21 protein-coding genes are annotated in these 15,637 nt (G+C 58.5%); 15 read left to right on the forward strand and 6 right to left on the reverse strand.

All coding sequences use genetic code 11. The features are described 5' to 3' along the window. The first annotated feature begins 50 nt into the window (after positions 1-50). The 5 genes from KQ307_RS07270 to KQ307_RS07290 are packed head-to-tail and all read left to right on the forward strand — an operon-like array spanning position 51 to position 7,246. A complete protein-coding gene (locus tag KQ307_RS07270; RefSeq protein WP_259727495.1) occupies positions 51-2,753 on the forward strand; it encodes a Z1 domain-containing protein in 2,703 nt (900 codons plus the stop codon). Continuing rightward, on the forward strand, positions 2,743-3,756 hold the full coding sequence (locus KQ307_RS07275) for a PD-(D/E)XK motif protein (protein ID WP_259727496.1): 1,014 nt from the start codon (positions 2,743-2,745) through the stop codon (positions 3,754-3,756). Before KQ307_RS07270 ends, KQ307_RS07275 begins: the two co-directional genes overlap by 11 nt. Beyond that, a complete protein-coding gene (locus tag KQ307_RS07280) occupies positions 3,756-5,594 on the forward strand; it encodes a hypothetical protein (RefSeq protein ID WP_259727497.1) in 1,839 nt (612 codons plus the stop codon). The genes KQ307_RS07275 and KQ307_RS07280 overlap by 1 nt, the downstream gene beginning before the upstream one ends. Then, positions 5,591-6,496: a hypothetical protein gene (locus KQ307_RS07285; protein WP_259727498.1), complete on the forward strand. Its 906-nt coding sequence runs from the start codon at positions 5,591-5,593 to the stop codon at positions 6,494-6,496. The genes KQ307_RS07280 and KQ307_RS07285 overlap by 4 nt, the downstream gene beginning before the upstream one ends. Then, entirely contained in the window at positions 6,497-7,246 is a 750-nt protein-coding gene (locus KQ307_RS07290; protein WP_259727499.1) for a hypothetical protein, read from the forward strand. Here KQ307_RS07290 and KQ307_RS07295 read toward each other — a convergent pair. Further along, on the reverse strand, positions 7,205-7,594 hold the full coding sequence (locus KQ307_RS07295; protein WP_259727500.1) for an HNH endonuclease: 390 nt from the start codon (positions 7,592-7,594) through the stop codon (positions 7,205-7,207). The genes KQ307_RS07290 and KQ307_RS07295 overlap by 42 nt on opposite strands. An 839-nt stretch (positions 7,595-8,433) precedes the next feature. Here KQ307_RS07295 and KQ307_RS07300 point away from each other — a divergent pair. Next, positions 8,434-8,706, forward strand: coding sequence for a DUF1778 domain-containing protein (locus tag KQ307_RS07300; RefSeq protein ID WP_071800440.1), 273 nt, complete (start codon positions 8,434-8,436; stop codon positions 8,704-8,706). Next, positions 8,706-9,206: a GNAT family N-acetyltransferase gene (locus KQ307_RS07305; protein ID WP_259727501.1), complete on the forward strand. Its 501-nt coding sequence runs from the start codon at positions 8,706-8,708 to the stop codon at positions 9,204-9,206. Before KQ307_RS07300 ends, KQ307_RS07305 begins: the two co-directional genes overlap by 1 nt. 286 nt (positions 9,207-9,492) lie before the next feature. On the opposite strand, the gene KQ307_RS07310 is transcribed toward KQ307_RS07305, so the two are convergent. Further along, positions 9,493-9,684, reverse strand: a complete 192-nt coding sequence (locus tag KQ307_RS07310; protein ID WP_259727502.1) for a hypothetical protein — start codon at positions 9,682-9,684, stop codon at positions 9,493-9,495. A gap of 241 nt (positions 9,685-9,925) precedes the next feature. On the opposite strand from KQ307_RS07310, the gene KQ307_RS07315 reads away from it, so the two are divergent. The 6 genes from KQ307_RS07315 to KQ307_RS07340 all read left to right on the forward strand — a co-directional run bounded on the left by KQ307_RS07315 (position 9,926) and on the right by KQ307_RS07340 (position 12,309). Then, positions 9,926-10,234: a nucleotidyltransferase family protein gene (locus tag KQ307_RS07315; RefSeq protein WP_259727503.1), complete on the forward strand. Its 309-nt coding sequence runs from the start codon at positions 9,926-9,928 to the stop codon at positions 10,232-10,234. Beyond that, positions 10,227-10,583 (forward strand): DUF86 domain-containing protein, encoded by a 357-nt coding sequence (locus tag KQ307_RS07320; RefSeq protein WP_259727504.1) that lies wholly within the window; start codon positions 10,227-10,229, stop codon positions 10,581-10,583. Before KQ307_RS07315 ends, KQ307_RS07320 begins: the two co-directional genes overlap by 8 nt. 354 nt (positions 10,584-10,937) lie before the next feature. Continuing rightward, complete coding sequence (locus KQ307_RS07325; RefSeq protein WP_259727505.1) at positions 10,938-11,156, forward strand: type II toxin-antitoxin system HicB family antitoxin; 219 nt, start codon at positions 10,938-10,940, stop codon at positions 11,154-11,156. Positions 11,157-11,191: 35 nt separating this feature from the next. After that, positions 11,192-11,383 (forward strand): type II toxin-antitoxin system HicA family toxin, encoded by a 192-nt coding sequence (locus tag KQ307_RS07330; protein WP_259727506.1) that lies wholly within the window; start codon positions 11,192-11,194, stop codon positions 11,381-11,383. Between the two features lie 397 nt (positions 11,384-11,780). After that, positions 11,781-12,020: a type II toxin-antitoxin system RelE/ParE family toxin gene (locus KQ307_RS07335; protein WP_311133839.1), complete on the forward strand. Its 240-nt coding sequence runs from the start codon at positions 11,781-11,783 to the stop codon at positions 12,018-12,020. Then, entirely contained in the window at positions 11,995-12,309 is a 315-nt protein-coding gene (locus tag KQ307_RS07340) for a HigA family addiction module antitoxin (RefSeq protein ID WP_259727508.1), read from the forward strand. Before KQ307_RS07335 ends, KQ307_RS07340 begins: the two co-directional genes overlap by 26 nt. A gap of 235 nt (positions 12,310-12,544) precedes the next feature. Here the strand turns inward: KQ307_RS07340 and KQ307_RS07345 are convergent, their stop codons facing one another. Continuing rightward, positions 12,545-12,784 (reverse strand): hypothetical protein, encoded by a 240-nt coding sequence (locus tag KQ307_RS07345; RefSeq protein WP_259727509.1) that lies wholly within the window; start codon positions 12,782-12,784, stop codon positions 12,545-12,547. 106 nt (positions 12,785-12,890) lie between these two features. Between KQ307_RS07345 and KQ307_RS07350 the strand changes: the two genes are divergently transcribed. Together KQ307_RS07350 and KQ307_RS07355 are read left to right on the forward strand one after the other, a co-directional pair. Continuing rightward, the gene (locus KQ307_RS07350) at positions 12,891-13,196 is read left to right on the forward strand and encodes a nucleotidyltransferase family protein (protein ID WP_259727510.1); all 306 of its coding nucleotides are present in this window, start codon (positions 12,891-12,893) and stop codon (positions 13,194-13,196) included. A 33-nt stretch (positions 13,197-13,229) separates the two neighbouring features. After that, positions 13,230-13,481, forward strand: coding sequence for a DUF86 domain-containing protein (locus KQ307_RS07355; protein ID WP_259727511.1), 252 nt, complete (start codon positions 13,230-13,232; stop codon positions 13,479-13,481). Between the two features lie 505 nt (positions 13,482-13,986). Here KQ307_RS07355 and KQ307_RS07360 read toward each other — a convergent pair. From KQ307_RS07360 to KQ307_RS14795, 3 genes are all read right to left on the reverse strand, one after another. Continuing rightward, positions 13,987-14,547 carry a Fic family protein gene (locus KQ307_RS07360; RefSeq protein ID WP_259727512.1) on the reverse strand — a complete coding sequence of 187 codons (561 nt, stop codon included), beginning with the start codon at positions 14,545-14,547 and terminating at the stop codon, positions 13,987-13,989. 129 nt (positions 14,548-14,676) lie between these two features. Next, positions 14,677-15,015 (reverse strand): nucleotidyltransferase domain-containing protein, encoded by a 339-nt coding sequence (locus KQ307_RS07365; RefSeq protein ID WP_259727513.1) that lies wholly within the window; start codon positions 15,013-15,015, stop codon positions 14,677-14,679. 22 nt (positions 15,016-15,037) lie between these two features. Then, a complete protein-coding gene (locus tag KQ307_RS14795; RefSeq protein WP_311133840.1) occupies positions 15,038-15,358 on the reverse strand; it encodes an HNH endonuclease signature motif containing protein in 321 nt (106 codons plus the stop codon). Positions 15,359-15,637: the final 279 nt, after the last annotated feature.

Raw genomic sequence — 15,637 nt, forward strand, 5'->3', positions numbered from 1 at the left:
TATAACGTGTTGCATAAGGAGGAATCCAGCGAAAGGGGCCCTTGTTTTGCTTGGTTGAATCTGGTACAGTTTTATTATCGAAATTAGCTCATCTAGAGGGTGCAGCGATGCCGGGTCCGCAAGTAGATACTTTGGTCGAGCAAGTCCTTCAGGCATTGCCACGTGCCGGAAGTCTAACTGCGGCTATCGAGTCTTTACGCTTAGGACTTGAGAGCCTCGTTCCAGGATTGTCGCATACACTTGAAAATGAAATCAACGAAGCGATCGAGATTGTTACTCGCCAGTTCGAAAGAATCGAGATACTTCACTTGCATTCTGTCATTAGCAAACGCCCACAGTGGTATCTCGGTCCGATGCCAACGGATCTTCACTGGCCAGCGGTGCAATCCTTTCTTTTGAATGTCAAAGAATGGCCACAGGCGGATGTTGCTGGGATTGATAATTCCTCGAACGAAGTTATTTCTCTTCTGGAGAACCCGCGGAGCCCCACGGGGTCCCAGTTTTCTTGTCGTGGCCTCGTGGTTGGACATGTGCAATCTGGGAAGACAGCGAACATGACGGCGGTGATCGCCAAGGCACTTGATGTCGGCTACGACACGGTGATCGTTCTCTCTGGTCTAACAAACAAGCTGCGCCATCAGACGCAACAGAGGCTATTCAATGATCTCGTCTTGAGGAATCAATTGAACTGGCAGGTGCTGACTCCCAACGATATGAATGGCGATTTTCGTGCACCAGCACAAGGCGGGTTTCTTTCTCACTCTGATAAAGCCCAACTCGCTGTCATCAAAAAGAACGTCTCGCCGCTTCATCATCTATCTCTAGCAATCCATAGGACTCTTCCTGCCGTTCTTCAGTCTCTCAAGATACTTGTGATTGATGATGAATGCGACCAAGCGAGTGTTAATTCAGCGCGGGGAGAGCTAAATATGACCGCCATTAACCAACGCATTCGCGGAATACTTTCGATTTTGCCCTATGTGTCCTATGTGGGCTATACGGCTACCCCATTCGCAAACGTGCTTATAAACCCCTACAGGCGTGAAGGGCAGGTACTAGATGATTTATATCCGAAAGATTTTATAACGGCACTTCCGGTACCGGATAGATATTTTGGAACTGAGAGGCTCTTCGGCCGGCCACCATCGGATCCGGATAATCTGCGTCAAGAGGAAGAGGGCCTCGACATGATAAGAATTGTGCGGCCTCAAGAGGAGGCTTGGCTGCAGCCGCCGAATCGGCGCGATAGAGAAACCTTCCAGCCACGAATGACTCCGAGCCTTAGGAGAGCAATCCTCTACTTCCTCGCGACCTGTGCAGCGCGAATTGCCCGAGAGGACTCGAATCAGCACATGACGATGCTTGTCCATACGTCGGCCTATGTAACCGTTCATAATCGTGTGTCAACCCTTATTGAAGCGTGGGTAGCAGAGAAGCATGGCGAAATCCTCGATTGCAATTCAGCGCTTGGCCACAAGATCGCTGAAATCTGGAGTTGCGAGAGTGCACGACTGCCTTTAGGTATCACGCAACTTCCGCATGTTTCGATAGAAGACATCTTCATACATCTTCCAGCGGTCATAGAACGGCTTGAGTTTCCTATCGAGAATGGTTCGAGTGAGGACAGGATAGATTATTCCGCTCAACCCCGTACTTACATCGTGGTTGGGGGCTCGATACTTGCACGCGGGTTGACGCTAGAAGGTCTAATGGTCAGCTATTTCCTGCGTACAGCTAATCAGTATGACACGCTATTGCAGATGGGGCGTTGGTTTGGCTACCGCCCTCGCTATGAGGATCTTCCTCGAATATGGATGCCTAATCAATTGAGGATTCAATTCCGCGCACTTGCAGCCATTGAGCAAGAAATCCGCGACGAGATTCAGCAATATAGACTAATGGATTTAACCCCACTTGAAATAGCCGTGCGCATCCGTGCAATTCCAGGGATGGCAATTACAGCAGCTAACAAGATGACTGGGGCGCGTCGTTGTGCCGTCAGCTACTGGGGTACACATCGCCAGACATTCCGATTCTCTCATCAGGATGTAGGGCTTCTCGAGCGCAACTGGTCTGCTGGCGCAATGTTGGTTGATCAAGCAGAGCAATTGGGGCTCCGAGATCAGCTGGCTGGGGAACGTAAATTATGGCGGTCCGTACCAAGACGGTTGATCCGTATTTTTATCGAGAATTATAGCATTGAACGAACTCATGCAGGTCTCCTTCCGGAGATGCTGCTTCCCTTTCTTAATATTGATGATTCACGCCTAGATCTCTGGAACCTCGGCATTATCGAGTCGGGGAGGGGGAACTTGTCCGAGAAGGCTTTGGGTGTGCTGGGCCCCGTTAGAACGGTTCGCAGATCAAAACTCATAGACGCGAGTGGAGTCGCTGACATCAAGGCTCTAATGACAAAAAGTGATTTACTAATAGACTGTCTTACGGTAGATGCTGACGGCAGTTGGGATGAATTGAAGTCATTGCGCGAAGTAGAGATTGGACAAGTGCCTTTGTTGTTGCTCTATCCGATCGATAAAGTCTCGGAACCAGATCCTCCAAGGATTGGACGTCCACGCGTTCGACAGGCTCTCAATGCAGCGCACGATGTTCTTGGTATTGGCATAGTCTTTCCGGGCTCGGTGACCGAAGGAGGCAATTCTGTATCTGTCCAGTTGATCCCGATATCTGCGGAAGAGATCGCTGCAATTGAGGAGGAGGAGGCAGTTCAAGCGGAGGCGGCAGGTGTCCAGTGAAGCAGCGTTGCAAACGGTTGCTGGCCAATGGGCTTTGCTGCGGGAAGGCTCGCGCGATACGGATGGCCTCGAGGTTCCATCAATTCCACTTGGCATAGCAACTGCCTTTGGTCAAATTCGTCTGGCTGTAGGACCTAAAGGTGAGGCAAGGCTGCTGCTTCCGCTCACGCACGATGAAAAAGCTTTTGGAATTGATAGCGGAAACGCACTTGCAGTGGCTGATTCGACATTCATGCAGAACGGCAGGGCACATCGCTTCTTAGATTTAATGTGCCTTTCAGTAGAGCTAGAGCCGGTTTTCAGCGAGGTTGTTGACGAAATTGTTAAGCGGGTATCGGAGGGCGCCGGCTGCATAGAGGCCGCGCGGGCCACAGTTGTCGACTTTCGGACCTTGTTGGAACATGAGGTATCAGATCAAGTCGATCGGAGTCGTATCGCAGGGTTAGTGGGTGAACTAATCATCCTTAACAGGCTCTTGGATATGTCTCCTATTGCTTGGCGATCTTGGAGGGGCCCCGCAGGTGATCGGCACGACTTCCGTGCTGCCAATACTTCGCTCGAAGTCAAGGCCTCCCAGCGCGCTGGCTCTGTCATTGTGACAATCAATGGTCTCGACCAGTTGGAGCCACCTTCGGGCGGGTCGCTGCATCTTGCCCATTTCATCTTGGAGCCTGTCTCTGGTGGACTTCTTACGATTGCAGGCCTTGGTGAACGGGCGCTTGCTCGTGCAGACGACCCAGCTGGATTGCGCTTGCTTTTTGCTGGCCTCGGATGTCTAGATGTCAGAGACAGCAAGTGGAATCAGCACAGCTTCAGGGTCGAAGGCGAGAGCATCTATAGGGTCGACGGGGAATTCCCGCGCATCGTGCCTTCTGGCTTTTCTAGTGGTATTTCACCGGCCGGGATAATGGATGTAACTTATCTGATTGATCTGTCCTTTGCATTGGGCTGCAAGTGCCTGCCTAGCAGCCTTGCGGAAGTACTTTGGATCCTTGCGCAATGATGAATCCGCTGGATCTTTATTCCGAACCATATGGCTCAACTGGAAACATCGGGGAAAACTTCCGTCGACTTTTAGGTGCGCCATCGTTGGATCCACTTCAGACCGTGATCAGGGAGGCTGTGCAAAACATAGCGGATGCAGCAGTATTCGGGCGCGAACCAGAGATTCTTATCCGCCTCAGAATCCTGTCGCAAGATCAAAGAGAAATCCTCAGCAATATCGCTTTGCATAACATGCCCTTTGAGAGCAGTTCTCGTGAATTGTTGCAGGCCATGTTTAGCCGACGGGCCCTTGCCGTCTTAGAGATCTGTGACTTCTATACAACTGGACTTGGCGGACCGACTAGGTCGGACCGAGTTCCCATCGGAACGGAACGCACCGACTTCATAGACTTTATGCGCAACATTGGAACTCCGAGGGATTCTAAATGTGCAGGCGGTACCTATGGGTTCGGAAAGGTTGCGTTGTATCGTGCAAGTCGCTGCAGTTCCATCCTCGTCGATTCGCTACCCCACGGCTGCGGCACTGATGGCAGGCTCCTAATCGGATGCCATGTCGGACGCTCGTTTGATGTTCCGGAGAACGGAATGCATAGGAGATTCACCGGCCGACATTGGTGGGGAGTTGCCGATGAAGAGGATGGTATTACTGATCCCGTGACCGGATATGTAGCTGCTAAACTTGCTGCTGAATTGGGATTTCCGGTACGCACCTGCAGCGGCACGTCGATCATGATTCTTGACTTTGATATTGAGAATGATGATCTTCGTGCCGTGGGAAATCGCGTCGCTGAAACACTCCTTTGGAACTTTTGGCCCCGAATGATGCGCGATGTTCCCGCAAATAATAGATTTAAATGCAGGGTCGAGGCAGACGGTTCCGAGATACATATTCCAGCACCTGAGGAATTAGCACCATTCGATTTATTCTGCAAGGCAATGCGGGCTGCACGAGGGCGATCGGGCAATGACGTGAGGCCTATAGAGGCACTACGGCCGGCAAAGTTTCTCGGCACCCTTGCTATCGAAAGGGGGCTTAGGTCGCCTCGTAGACCACTTGTTGAGCCCAACTCTGTCGTGCCTCCTGTCATTCATCACATAGCGCTGATGCGACCAGTCGAACTCGTTGTGAAGTATCTCGCTGGTAGCCCTTTGCCTGATGAACGGCTGGAATGGGCCGGGGTATTCATTGTAAGTAGCGAGGACGAGGTTGAGAACGCTTTCGCTGACGCGGAACCACCGGCTCATGATGACTGGATTCCCGACAATCTACCTAAAGGTAGTGCCAAGAGCTATGTGAACATTGCGCTAAAAAGACTTCGAACTATCGCAGTAGAAATGGGAGTTATTCCACTTGTGCGACCTATAGTATCTAATTCTGCACTTCCTCTTGCGCGTCTTGCCGGCAGGCTTGGGGCTGTTCTCGAAGATGTCGGAGGCGACGGAGCACGTCGGCGACGATCAGCTGGCGGTGGTGTCGGAAGCCCTAGATCGCAGCGTGCACGCGCAGTAAAACCCTTCTTCGAACGGCTGGAGCTTGGTGACGAAGGCCGCATCGCCGTATTCAGGACAGAAGTGATCCAAGCTACCAATCGCACTGTCTGCTCACTTCATGCCTCAGCATCGATCGCAATCGATGGTGTCAGCGTTGGTCTTATTGATGACGAGATCAGGCAGCCGGTCGTTCTGTGCATCAAGGAAGTGGAAGGAGAGCTTATGGCACTCGGATCAAGACTTAACCTTCAGGGTCGGGAGGGATGGTTCGAGGTATGGATATTAGTTCCAGGCGAGTATGCGGTTACCGTCGATGCTGAAGTTCTGCCGGAGTCGGCTGTATGAACCGCCGTGTTGCCTTTCCCTTCTTAACCCTTTCCACCGCTGCCGTCTCAGCGACTGCGTGGCAAATCTCCCTAGATGGAGAAGAATGGACCGAGGCAGGTGAGTTTCTGACAAATTGGGATCATTCGTGCACGATGAAGCTTCGCAGGACGATCAGGCTTGACCCGCAGCTTGCTGTCTTTGATCTTTCGATCCCGAGAGATCAGCTACATCTCGCCATGGGCATCCGCATCGGCACTGGTCAAGGAAGATTGCCTCGGAAGGTCCTTTCGAGGCATCGGTATGTATTGGGCCAAGATGTCTGGGATCGAGATGTTGAAATCGAGCTATTAGGTGGAATTCTTTCAAGTGTCATTGATCTGCTGAGTGAGATCACTCTAACGACCCCGATCAATTCTACAGCTGCTCTTGCCCCGCGAGCCGATGGCGATCGGCTTTGGGCAGACAGTATGCGTGTTCGCCTCGAGGGAGAGGAACCTCGGTTCCCAATTGAGACAGCCGACTTCTCTACACTTTTGGGAGACACTGTTTCAGCTTCAGCACCGTGGCATCTCCACTGGACTCCTTTGCACTGGGACCGCGACTTCCATGGTGCTGTCTGCCTCTATCTTAACGAAAGTTCGACTACGTTCCTCGAACGGGTCAAGATTGAGGACGGACCCACCCTCCAAGTTCTTTTGGCAGACATTATGGGACAAATCTGCGAACGTTTCATTCTTGATCCCGAAGCTGCGGAGATGATGGATCGAGCCGAAGCAGGCTCTCTTGGTGCGCAAGCGGTTACTTGGCTGCGCAAGGCTTGGCCAGGAAAGGATACAGCGTTCTTCCGGTCTGTTCTTGAAAATAGGCCTGGAGTGTTCCATTCGGCTTTTCTCGCACTTGCGGAACTGGGAGACTCTTAGATGGTTGTCTTGCTACCCCGTCTCCCTGGCCCTGCTGCAGAATTATTCGTTCGGCGTTTTTTGGACCATGGGCTCGATAACCCGACCTGCTACAAGATTCTGGATCTGCCAGATGCTGTTCGCTTTGCAGCAACTGGAGGATCTCGTATTACAAGTTCGCAATTGAATTACCTTCGATCTGGCCTTGAAGACATTGCAATAAGACATGGACTTGGTGCCTCATCTGAACGTGGTTCATTTGCCCGATTCGACGCCGAAGCTTCTAAATGGCTCGCGCAGGAGCAAATTCTCGACAGTGGAGAAGCGCTACGGGATGATGTATGGAATTTCGTCGCTGCTGTGCTTGCCCCGGATATTGCTTACTGGCGATTCGGCACAGCTATGGAAAGATATACCGGCGGCGTAAGAAACACCTTCCAGCGGCTCTGGATGCGTGGGCGTGCACTTGACCGAGGGATAGATCACACGCACCGCTGGCAGCTCCTCGATGAACTAACAGAAGATGCTTTTGTGCAGATTATGGAACGTCCAATTATAGGCGGAGATTCGATTCTGGCTCTGGCATGTGGCGAGGCGTGGCTTCGTGCAGCCGATCACTATGGAAAGTCTGCTATGCAACCACTTATGCGCAGGGCGGTTCTTCGCATTCGTATACTGAATGAGATCAGAAGTCTGTCTGATATTTCCGTTCAGCAGCTTTCGCGATTGCTAGATGAGGCGTTTGGAATTTCCTCTAGTCTTGCCTCTTAGGATTTGTTTAAACCTTGCATGCATCCCGTGTAATCCCAAGGCTGTCATCTCTGTCTTGTCTTTATTAAACAGGTGAATTGGCTCATTAGTGTCTTGCCCTTCACTAACGTCTCCGGATCGTTTGGCATCAACGATGCAGATCTCCAGTTCGTTCTCCAGCAGCACCCGGCCGCTGCCCTCCAGCGCGCAGAACACACAATCCTCCTGCCTGTGCTGGTAGCTGGCGAGGAGTCCGCGAAAGTCGGTGCTATCCGTGTCCCGCTTGCCGGCATTGCAGCGGAAGCAGAGGGCCTGGAAGTTGGAGAGGTCGTCGGGTCCTCCCTGGTTTCTGGGGATGATGTGATCCACTTCCAGGGCGCACTGGTGCGGGTGAGCACGCGGTACTTGATGGAGCCACTGATCGGGCTGCGATAGCGGCTGCGGTGGGCGAACACCTCCTCGCCGCGCTGGGCGCGGAAGGCATCGAGGCGCTGGCGGCAGAGGGCTAGCTCATCGCGCTCGGCGTCGCTCAGCTCAACTGCTACGCAGCCTTCGGCTACGCCGCCCAACAGGCGGTAGTGGTCGTTGGCGTAGCTGGTCACGCCGTTGACGGTGAGGTTTCGATCTGGGTGACGTCTTCCCCCAGGATCCGCCGGGCGATGTCCTCGGCTGGGGCTGGGCTGAGGCGGCCGAGCAGTTCCAACCGCTGCGCGGAAGCCTTTGGCTACAGCATCAGCGGCTGGTCGATGGGGCTCATGCGCATCCGCCGCGTCACGTCGTCGCGCAGGCGGTCGTAGGTGGGGGAGGGGGCAGGGGGCATGAGGGCATGGGGGCATGGAGCGATGGTGGCGGTTGCCGGGCGCTCCGGCCAGGTTGGGTTTTGGGCGGCCCGTCAGGCTGGCGCTCCTGCTGGGATCCTCTCTGGCGTGGGCGCGTGGCGGCTGCAGCCAACCCGGCTCCGGGTGTGGTTATGCCGCCCCAGTCCCCTTCATCTGCAGAACCAATGGGCAGGCCACGGCAACACTTGGGCCTCATCCAGCGGGGGAACGGACAAGAGCATCCGCTCCAACCCTTGCCCACTCGCGCTGCCATCACGTCCACCACCACGGAGTCCCAGCGTGATGCCCCTGTCGGCCTGCACCATGATCATGTGGATAGACAACGTCTACCTGAAAGGGCTAGGGTTGCTTAACGCCTGCTGTTGATCCGTGGCTGCCACTCCTCGACTCAGCTGGAACTTGCGGGTCACGCCCGACGATCAGGCGCTGATCGATCGCGCGGTCCGTACTTCTGGCCTCACCCGAACCGACTTCGTTCTGCAGGCGGCCCGCAATGCCGCCCGTGAGCTGCTGGTGCAGCAGGCCTGGCAGGCCATTTCGCCTGAACAGTTCGACTTGTTTCTTCGCCAGCTCGACGCTCCGCCCACCCCATCGGATCGTCTACAACGCACCATGACGGCACCGAAGCCCTGGCAGCGCTGATGGATCTGCAGGCGCCGCAGCCGCTGGCGCAGCATCACAGCACTGTCGGCTTTGACTGTGGCGATTCCAGCCTTGACCACTGGCTTCAGCAGCGTGCACTGACCAACCAGAAGGGCGGTGCGACGCGCAGCTTCGTGGTCTGCAATGGCGACGACATCGTCAAGGCCTCTGTAGCCCTGGCCTCCGGCTCGGTGGCCGTGGCCTCAGCCCCTGGGCGTTTCAGGCGCAACATGCCCGATCCCATTCCAGTGGTGGTGTTGGCGCGGTTGGCGGTCTGCCGCAGTGTCCAGGGACGAGGCATCGCTCGCGCACTGCTCGCCGATGCGTTTGAGCGGGTGCTGCAGGCCAGCACACAGATCGGCGTGCGCGGCATCGTGGTTCATGCAGCGTCCACTGAAGCCCGCAGCTTCTATCTCCACATGGGTTTTGATCCCTCACCCATCGACCCCGACACCCTGCTGATCCGTCTCTCGGATGTGGCGGCCACCTTGCCGTTCTGATCTGAGCGGCGCAGGGTGTCGCTGGCCTGCAGGTTGTGCTGAGGTCGTCGGAGCCGCTCATCGTCCTGGGCACGATGTGGTCCACCTCCAGGGCCCGCTGGTGAGGGATTTGCTGAGCAACAGCCCGCGCCGCAGCATTCGCAGCGGCCACGGGCGCGGAAGGTGTTGAGGCGCTGGCTGCAGAGCTGCAGCAGCTCATCGCGCTCGGCATCGCTCAGCTCTACTGCTACGCAGAAGCCTTCGGCTACGCCGCCCAACAGGCGGTAGTGGTCGTTGGCGTAGCTGGTCACGCCATTGACGGTGAGGTGGCGATCTGGGTCACGTCTTCCCCCAGGATCCGGCGGGCGATGTCCTCGGCTGGGGCTGGGCTGCGGCGGCCCAGCAGTTCCATGAGCATCAGCGGTTGGTCGATGGGGCTCATGCGCATCCGCCGCGTCACGTCGTCGCGCAGGCGTTCGTAGGTGGGGGAGGGGTGCATGGGCGCATGGAGCGATGGTGGCGGTTGCCGGGCGCTCCGGCCAGGTTTGGTTTTGGGCGGCCCGTCAGGCTGGCGCTCCTGCTGGGATCCCTTCTGGCGTGGGCGCGTGGCGGCTGCAGCCAACCCAGTCCCCTCCATACCCAAAACCGATGGGAAGGCCATGGCAAGACGTGCTGCGGGCCCTGGAGCCGCGCGGACTGGGATCGGGGCGGTACTGGCGAGGGGCAGCAGAATGGGCACCATGACCGCCAGCCAACCCCCAACTCTCAAGCAGCTGTCGCAGTTGGCGCCCAAGCTGCAGGCGCTCATCGCTGCCCACGGTGGTCGGGATCTGCGGGTCTTTGGCTCTGTGCTCCACGGCACGGCAGCGGGCCATAGCGATGTGGACCTGCTTGTGGATTTCTCAGGCAGCCCCAGCTTTGAGCAGTACATGGATCTCAAGCTGGCCCTGGAAGATCTGCTCAACGCTCGCGTGGATCTGGTCACCCGGCGCGGACTTCGCCCGGAATTACGCCAACGCATCGAGCAGGAGGCCCTTCCGCTTGCCTGAGCAGCACCAGGGTCGCGACTGGACCTTGTTTCTTCAGGACATGCGGAAGTGCTGCACCAAGGTGCTCCGCTACAGCAGTGGCCTCACCAAGCAACAGTTTCTCGATGATGAGCTGACGCTTGATGCCGTGCTGCGGAATCTGGAGGTGCTGGGCGAAGCGGCTAAGCAGATCCCTGCGGAGATCCGGGAGCGCCATTTGCAGGTTCCTTGGCGGCGAATTGCTGGTCTCCGTGATGTTCTGGCCCATGCCTACTTTGGCCTGGAAGACGACACCATCTGGCAGATTGTTTCCGATAGCCTGCCAGCCCTTGCCGCACAGTTGGACCAGGTGGCTGAGGCTGAGCTGTGATCACGGGACTGAGCCCATCCACACCTTGACCGAGCCGCTGACCGGGCTGCACTCGTGGCACAGCTTCTGCAGCTCCTCGCGCTCGGCGTCGCTCAGTTGCCCTGCAGTTCCAACCGCTGCGCGGAAGCCTTTGGCTACAGCATCAGCGGTTGGTCGATGGGGCTCATGCGCATCCGCCGCGTCATGTCGTCGCGCAGGCGTTCGTAGGTGGGGGAGGGGTGCATGGGGCATCCTCGCTGGGGTGTGACGGGGGTGGCACTGGTGGAGCGGAAGCCACCTCGCGATGCTTTGCCCCCCCTCACCCTCTCGGACACCACTGGCCATCTGCCTACGATGAATCCACGCCAAGCGGTTGTGACTGTGCGCACCTTCTCCGCTGTGATCGAGCGCTGTCCTGACACAGGGCTTCTCGTGGGCCACGTTCCTGGCTTCCCCGGCGCCCACAGCCAGGGACAGACCCTCGATGAACTGCAGGCCAACCTCCAGGAGGTGATCGCCATGCTGCTGGAGGACGGCGAGCCTGTCCTGGAAAGCGATTTCGTCGGCCTGCAGCAGATCGTGGTACAGGCCTGACCGTGGGCTCAATCCCGGTTCTCACTCCATCGGAGGTGGCTGACATCCTCCGGACACTGGGCTTCAAGCTCGTCCGTCAGCGGGGCTCCCATCAGCAGTTCCGTGATGCGGGCGGACGCTGCACCACCGTTCCTTCCCACAAAGGTCGCGACATTGCGCCACCGCTGCTGCGTCAGATCGCCAAGGACATCGGCATGACCGTGGAGGAGTTCCTCAGCTATCGCTGAAGCCGGAATCCGCCTCGAGCCTCTGGGGAGCCCCCCACTTGTGTGTCGCGGCTGAGGGCGTTGCATCGGAAGCTGAGTGCCTGAAGGTTGCTGTCGTCGTCCAAGCCGCCTTGCTTCCACCGCTGGGCGGAAGGCCCACCAGGCGCCGCTGCCCAGGATTCGCCGCGCCACCTCCTGCGCTGGCGGGGGGGGTGCATGGGCGCATCCTCGCTGGGGTGTGACAGGGGGTGGCACTTGTAAGCGGAAGAACACAGGCAAGCCAGGCCGCCATGTCAGCTCGTGATCGCCTTCGCCCTGCCCCACCGCTTGGCGTGCCTACGTCTGGCGGTGGTAAGGTAGCGGTGTGATCAGGTCGTTTCGTTGCCGAGACACCCAGGCCCTGTTTTCGGGAAAGCCGGTGCGGCGCTTTGGGAGCATCGCTCGCACTGCCTTCTGCAAGCTCTCCTTCCGCAAGCTCGCCATTCTTGATGCCGCCGCATGCCTCAACGATCTGCAGATTCCACCAGGCAACCGCCTGGAGCCGCTCCGGGGAGACCGCCATGGCCAGCACAGCATCCGCATCAACGACCAGTTCCGGCTCTGCTTTCACTGGACGGAAGCCGGGCCAGAGGATGTCGAAATCGTTGACTATCACTGACGTGATGCTCGTTCACCCGGGCGAGGTGCTGCTTGAGGAGTTCCTGCGGCCATTGGGGATCAGCCAGTACCGGTTGGCGCAGGCGATCGATGTGCCCGAGAGCCGCATCAACGCGATTGTGAAGGGCAGGCGCGCTATCACGGCAGATACCGATCTGCGCCTTTGCCGGTTCTTTGGTCTGAGCGAGGGCTTCTGGCTGCGGATGCAAGGGAGCCATGATCTGAAGCTGGCCAAGCAGGCTCTGGAAAGCGTGCTGCCGGCGATCGAGCCCATTCAGCCAATGGCGTGAGCAGGGCTGGCGGCTCGGCGTCGCTCTGCTTGTCGCCGCCCATCAGGCGGCCGTGGTCGTTGGCACAACTGGTCAGTCCGTTGACGGTGAGCACGCGCCCCACCATCCGCTTCACCCGCTTCACGTAGGTGTCGATCTGGGTCACGTCTTCCCCCAGGATCCGCCGGGCGATGTCCTCGGCTGGGGCCGGGCTGCGGCGGCCCAGCAGTTCCAACCGCTGCGCGGAAGCCTTCGGCTACAGCATCAGCGGCTGGTCGATGGGGCTCATGCGCATCCGCCGCGTCACGTCGTCGCGCAGGCGTTCGTAGGTGGGGGAGGGGTGCATGGGGGCATGGAGCGATGGTGGCGGTTGCCGGGCGCTCCGGCCAGGTTGAGTTTTGGGCGGCCCGTCAGGCTGGTGCTCCTGCTGGGATCCCTTCTGGCGTGGGCGCGTGGCGGCTGCAGCCAACCCGGCTCCGACCCGTGCTCGCAGCAACCCAGGGCCAAGGGAAGAAGGGCTCCATCCAGTGCTCACGGCAGCTTCAGCCTGCGGGGCAGCACGGGCATCCTCCCGGCAGAATGGCTTTGAGATCAGAACCACGATGCGCAGCACCAGCCCACGGACCGAACAGGTGCTCAGCACCCTGAGGCTCCATCGTGGCGACTGGCAAGAGCGCTTCCACGTGGTCGATATTGGCGTCTTCGGTTCCATTGCCCGTGGCGACGCCCGCCCTGACAGCGATGTCGACGTGTGGGTGCGGCTGGATCCGCTGACCCCCTATGCCCTGGTGCACCTCAAGCAGGAGCTGGAAACGTTGCTGAGCACGTCTGTGGATGTGGTGCGGTTGCGCGAGCGCATGAACCCTTCCCTCAAGCAGCGCATCCTTGACGAAGGCCTGCGGCCATGACGGAAGGCGGACCCATCTCAAGTTGATACGGAGGTGGGCCGGGATCTGCTTGACGTGATCTGCATGCAGTTCCTCGCGATCGGTGAGGCTCTCAAGCGTTTTGAACGCCACTGGCCTGGTCGTCTGCAGGCCGAATTCCCATCAGTGGATTGGAAGGGAGCTATGGGGTTTCGCGATGTGATTGCCCATCAGTACTTCGATCTTGACAGTGAGCAGGTGTTGCTGATCTGTGAGCAATCCCTGCCTGAACTGATCGCGGCTGTTCGGGCGTTGCGGCAAAGATAATGATTCGGTGGACTTCGGGCCCTGGGCGGCCCGTCAGGCAGTCGCTGCTACTGGGATCCCTTCTGGCGTGGGCGCGTGGCGGCTGCAGCCAACCCGGCTCCGGGTGTGGCTGTGCCGCCCCAGTTCCGTTCATCCGAAGGGCCGATGGGCAAGCCATGGCAACGCCTGGACCACCTGCGATGCCGAGGTCCGAGAGGGCCGGCAGAAGGATGGTGGAAAAAGCAAGGGACCAACGCCGTTGTTTGACGACGTCTTCTGAGGATTCCAACCGAAGGGTGAGGCGGAACAGCTGGGCGATGAACACCCGCAGGCTCTGATTGGTGGCGGCGGGGGCGAGCTTGCCGTGCTTGGTGTCAGAATTGAGTTCACAGGTTGTAGGCCATGGCCAGCTCCGATCCAGGGCTCCAGCGCCTCCGTCAGGAGGCTGGACGCGTGCCGCTTCGGTCGCGGATCATCCGTGCAGTGGCCAGCTCCACAGCCATCGAAACGGGCCAGTCCATCTCCGTTATTGAAGGCCAGCTCGTGGCTCGGCAAACCCCTGCTGATCACCCCCACCAGGCAACACCTGCCTGAACAGCTGCTGCATCGGAGCGTTGTTCAACACAGCCCCAGCACGGATGGCGGCGAAATACTGCTCACGCTGCAGATCCCAGGCTGAATAGTCGAGAGGGCCGATGCCTGCCTGGCTCGCCATCACATCCGCCAGCAGCCGCGAGAGGCGGCCATTGCCCTCGCGGAATGGATGGATGAGCACAAATTCAACATGCACCTCAGCCAGCGCCTCAACCAGTTCATCGACGGATTTGGGATCCAGGGGTGTGCGTCTGTTCAGCTGTTCGCGTTGAAACGCCTCCAGAAGATCGGGCAGGAGATGGGCGCTCGCAAATGCAAAGTTCCCTTTGCTCAGGTTGAACCGGCGCACCGCTCCTGCCCATGGATAGACAGACTCCAGCCAGCGCCGATGCCACTCGATCACTTCCGCGACAGTGATTCGATGAGGTTCAGCCCCGTTGATGAAGATTCCCTCATAGAGATGAAGTAGTAGATCCTGCTCCACAGACTCCATGACCTCTGGATCTGTGATTCCCAATCGGTTACGCAGAACCAAGCCATTGGAGCCGGGCTCACACTCCGCGGCCGATCCAGCAACTGTGTAGCGGTTCATCGGCAAGCGATCAGCAGCAGGCCTTCCGGCTCAGAGAGCACCATCCAGCAACCGCCCCTCCCGGTAAGCCCTGCCGATCACATGGCTGCGCTCCGCGCACTCCTGCTGGGAATAAAGCAGCAGATGCAGCGACACATCCGCCTGGGCCAGGCGGCCCCAGAGCTCGTTGAGCACCTCAAAGCGGTGGTGGTGCTCCAGCCAGGCATCCGGTGCGGTGATCAGCAGGTCGATGTCCGACTCCGGCCCCGCCGTGCCACGGGCCCGGGAGCCGTCCAGGCGTACTTCCGCACCCGGGATCCTCTGCTGGATCAGAGCCGCCATCCCCTGGAGGCGTCGGTCCATCGGTGGTGGCGACGTTGCGGCGGTCATGGGCCCATTCTGGAGGCCTGCTTCAGCTCTGTGGCTCGTTCTTCAGCAGCACCCGGCTTCTGGCCTCCTGCCTTTGCTGGTAGCTGGCGAGGAGTCCGCGAAAGTCGGTGCGATCCGTGTCCCGCTTGCCGGCATTGCAGCGGAAGCAGAGGGCCTGGAAGTTGGAGAGGTCGTCGGGTCCTCCCTGGTTTCTCGGGATGATGTGATCCACCTCCAGGGTCCGCTGGTGCGGGTGAGCACGCGGTACTTGATGGAGCCACTGATGGGCGTGCGGTGTCGGCTGCGGTGGGCGAACACCTCCTCGCCGCGCTGGGCGCGGAAGGCTTTGAGGCGCTGGCGGCAGAGCTGCAGCAGCTCATCGCGCTCGGCATGCTGAGCTCTACTGCTACACAGCCTTCGGCTACGCCGCCCAACAGGCGGTAGTGGTCGTTGGCGTAGCTGGTCACGCCGTTGATGGTGAGGTGTCGATCTGGGTCACGTCTTCCCCCAGGATCCGCCGGGCGATGTCCTCGGCTGGGGCTGGCTGTTGCTTGGCAAATCAGCGGCCCAGCAGTTCCAACCGCTGCGCGGAAGCCTTTGGCTACAGCATCAGCGGCTGGTCGATGGGGCTCATGCGCATCCG

It is taken from the genome of Synechococcus sp. CS-1326, assembly GCF_025128115.1.
Lineage (GTDB): Bacteria > Cyanobacteriota > Cyanobacteriia > PCC-6307 > Cyanobiaceae > Regnicoccus.

Coding starts and splice junctions, on each gene's coding strand:
- KQ307_RS07315 (WP_259727503.1), top strand. CDS start 9,926: ATGACCGCCAGCCAACCCCCAACTCTCAAGCAGCTGTCGCAGTTGGCG.
- KQ307_RS07350 (WP_259727510.1), top strand. CDS start 12,891: ATGCGCAGCACCAGCCCACGGACCGAACAGGTGCTCAGCACCCTGAGG.
- KQ307_RS07340 (WP_259727508.1), top strand. CDS start 11,995: ATGTCGAAATCGTTGACTATCACTGACGTGATGCTCGTTCACCCGGGC.
- KQ307_RS07310 (WP_259727502.1), bottom strand. CDS start 9,684: ATGCACCCCTCCCCCACCTACGAACGCCTGCGCGACGACGTGACGCGG.
- KQ307_RS07290 (WP_259727499.1), top strand. CDS start 6,497: ATGGTTGTCTTGCTACCCCGTCTCCCTGGCCCTGCTGCAGAATTATTC.
- KQ307_RS07360 (WP_259727512.1), bottom strand. CDS start 14,547: ATGGAGTCTGTGGAGCAGGATCTACTACTTCATCTCTATGAGGGAATC.
- KQ307_RS07280 (WP_259727497.1), top strand. CDS start 3,756: ATGAATCCGCTGGATCTTTATTCCGAACCATATGGCTCAACTGGAAAC.
- KQ307_RS07285 (WP_259727498.1), top strand. CDS start 5,591: ATGAACCGCCGTGTTGCCTTTCCCTTCTTAACCCTTTCCACCGCTGCC.
- KQ307_RS07305 (WP_259727501.1), top strand. CDS start 8,706: ATGGATCTGCAGGCGCCGCAGCCGCTGGCGCAGCATCACAGCACTGTC.
- KQ307_RS07365 (WP_259727513.1), bottom strand. CDS start 15,015: ATGACCGCCGCAACGTCGCCACCACCGATGGACCGACGCCTCCAGGGG.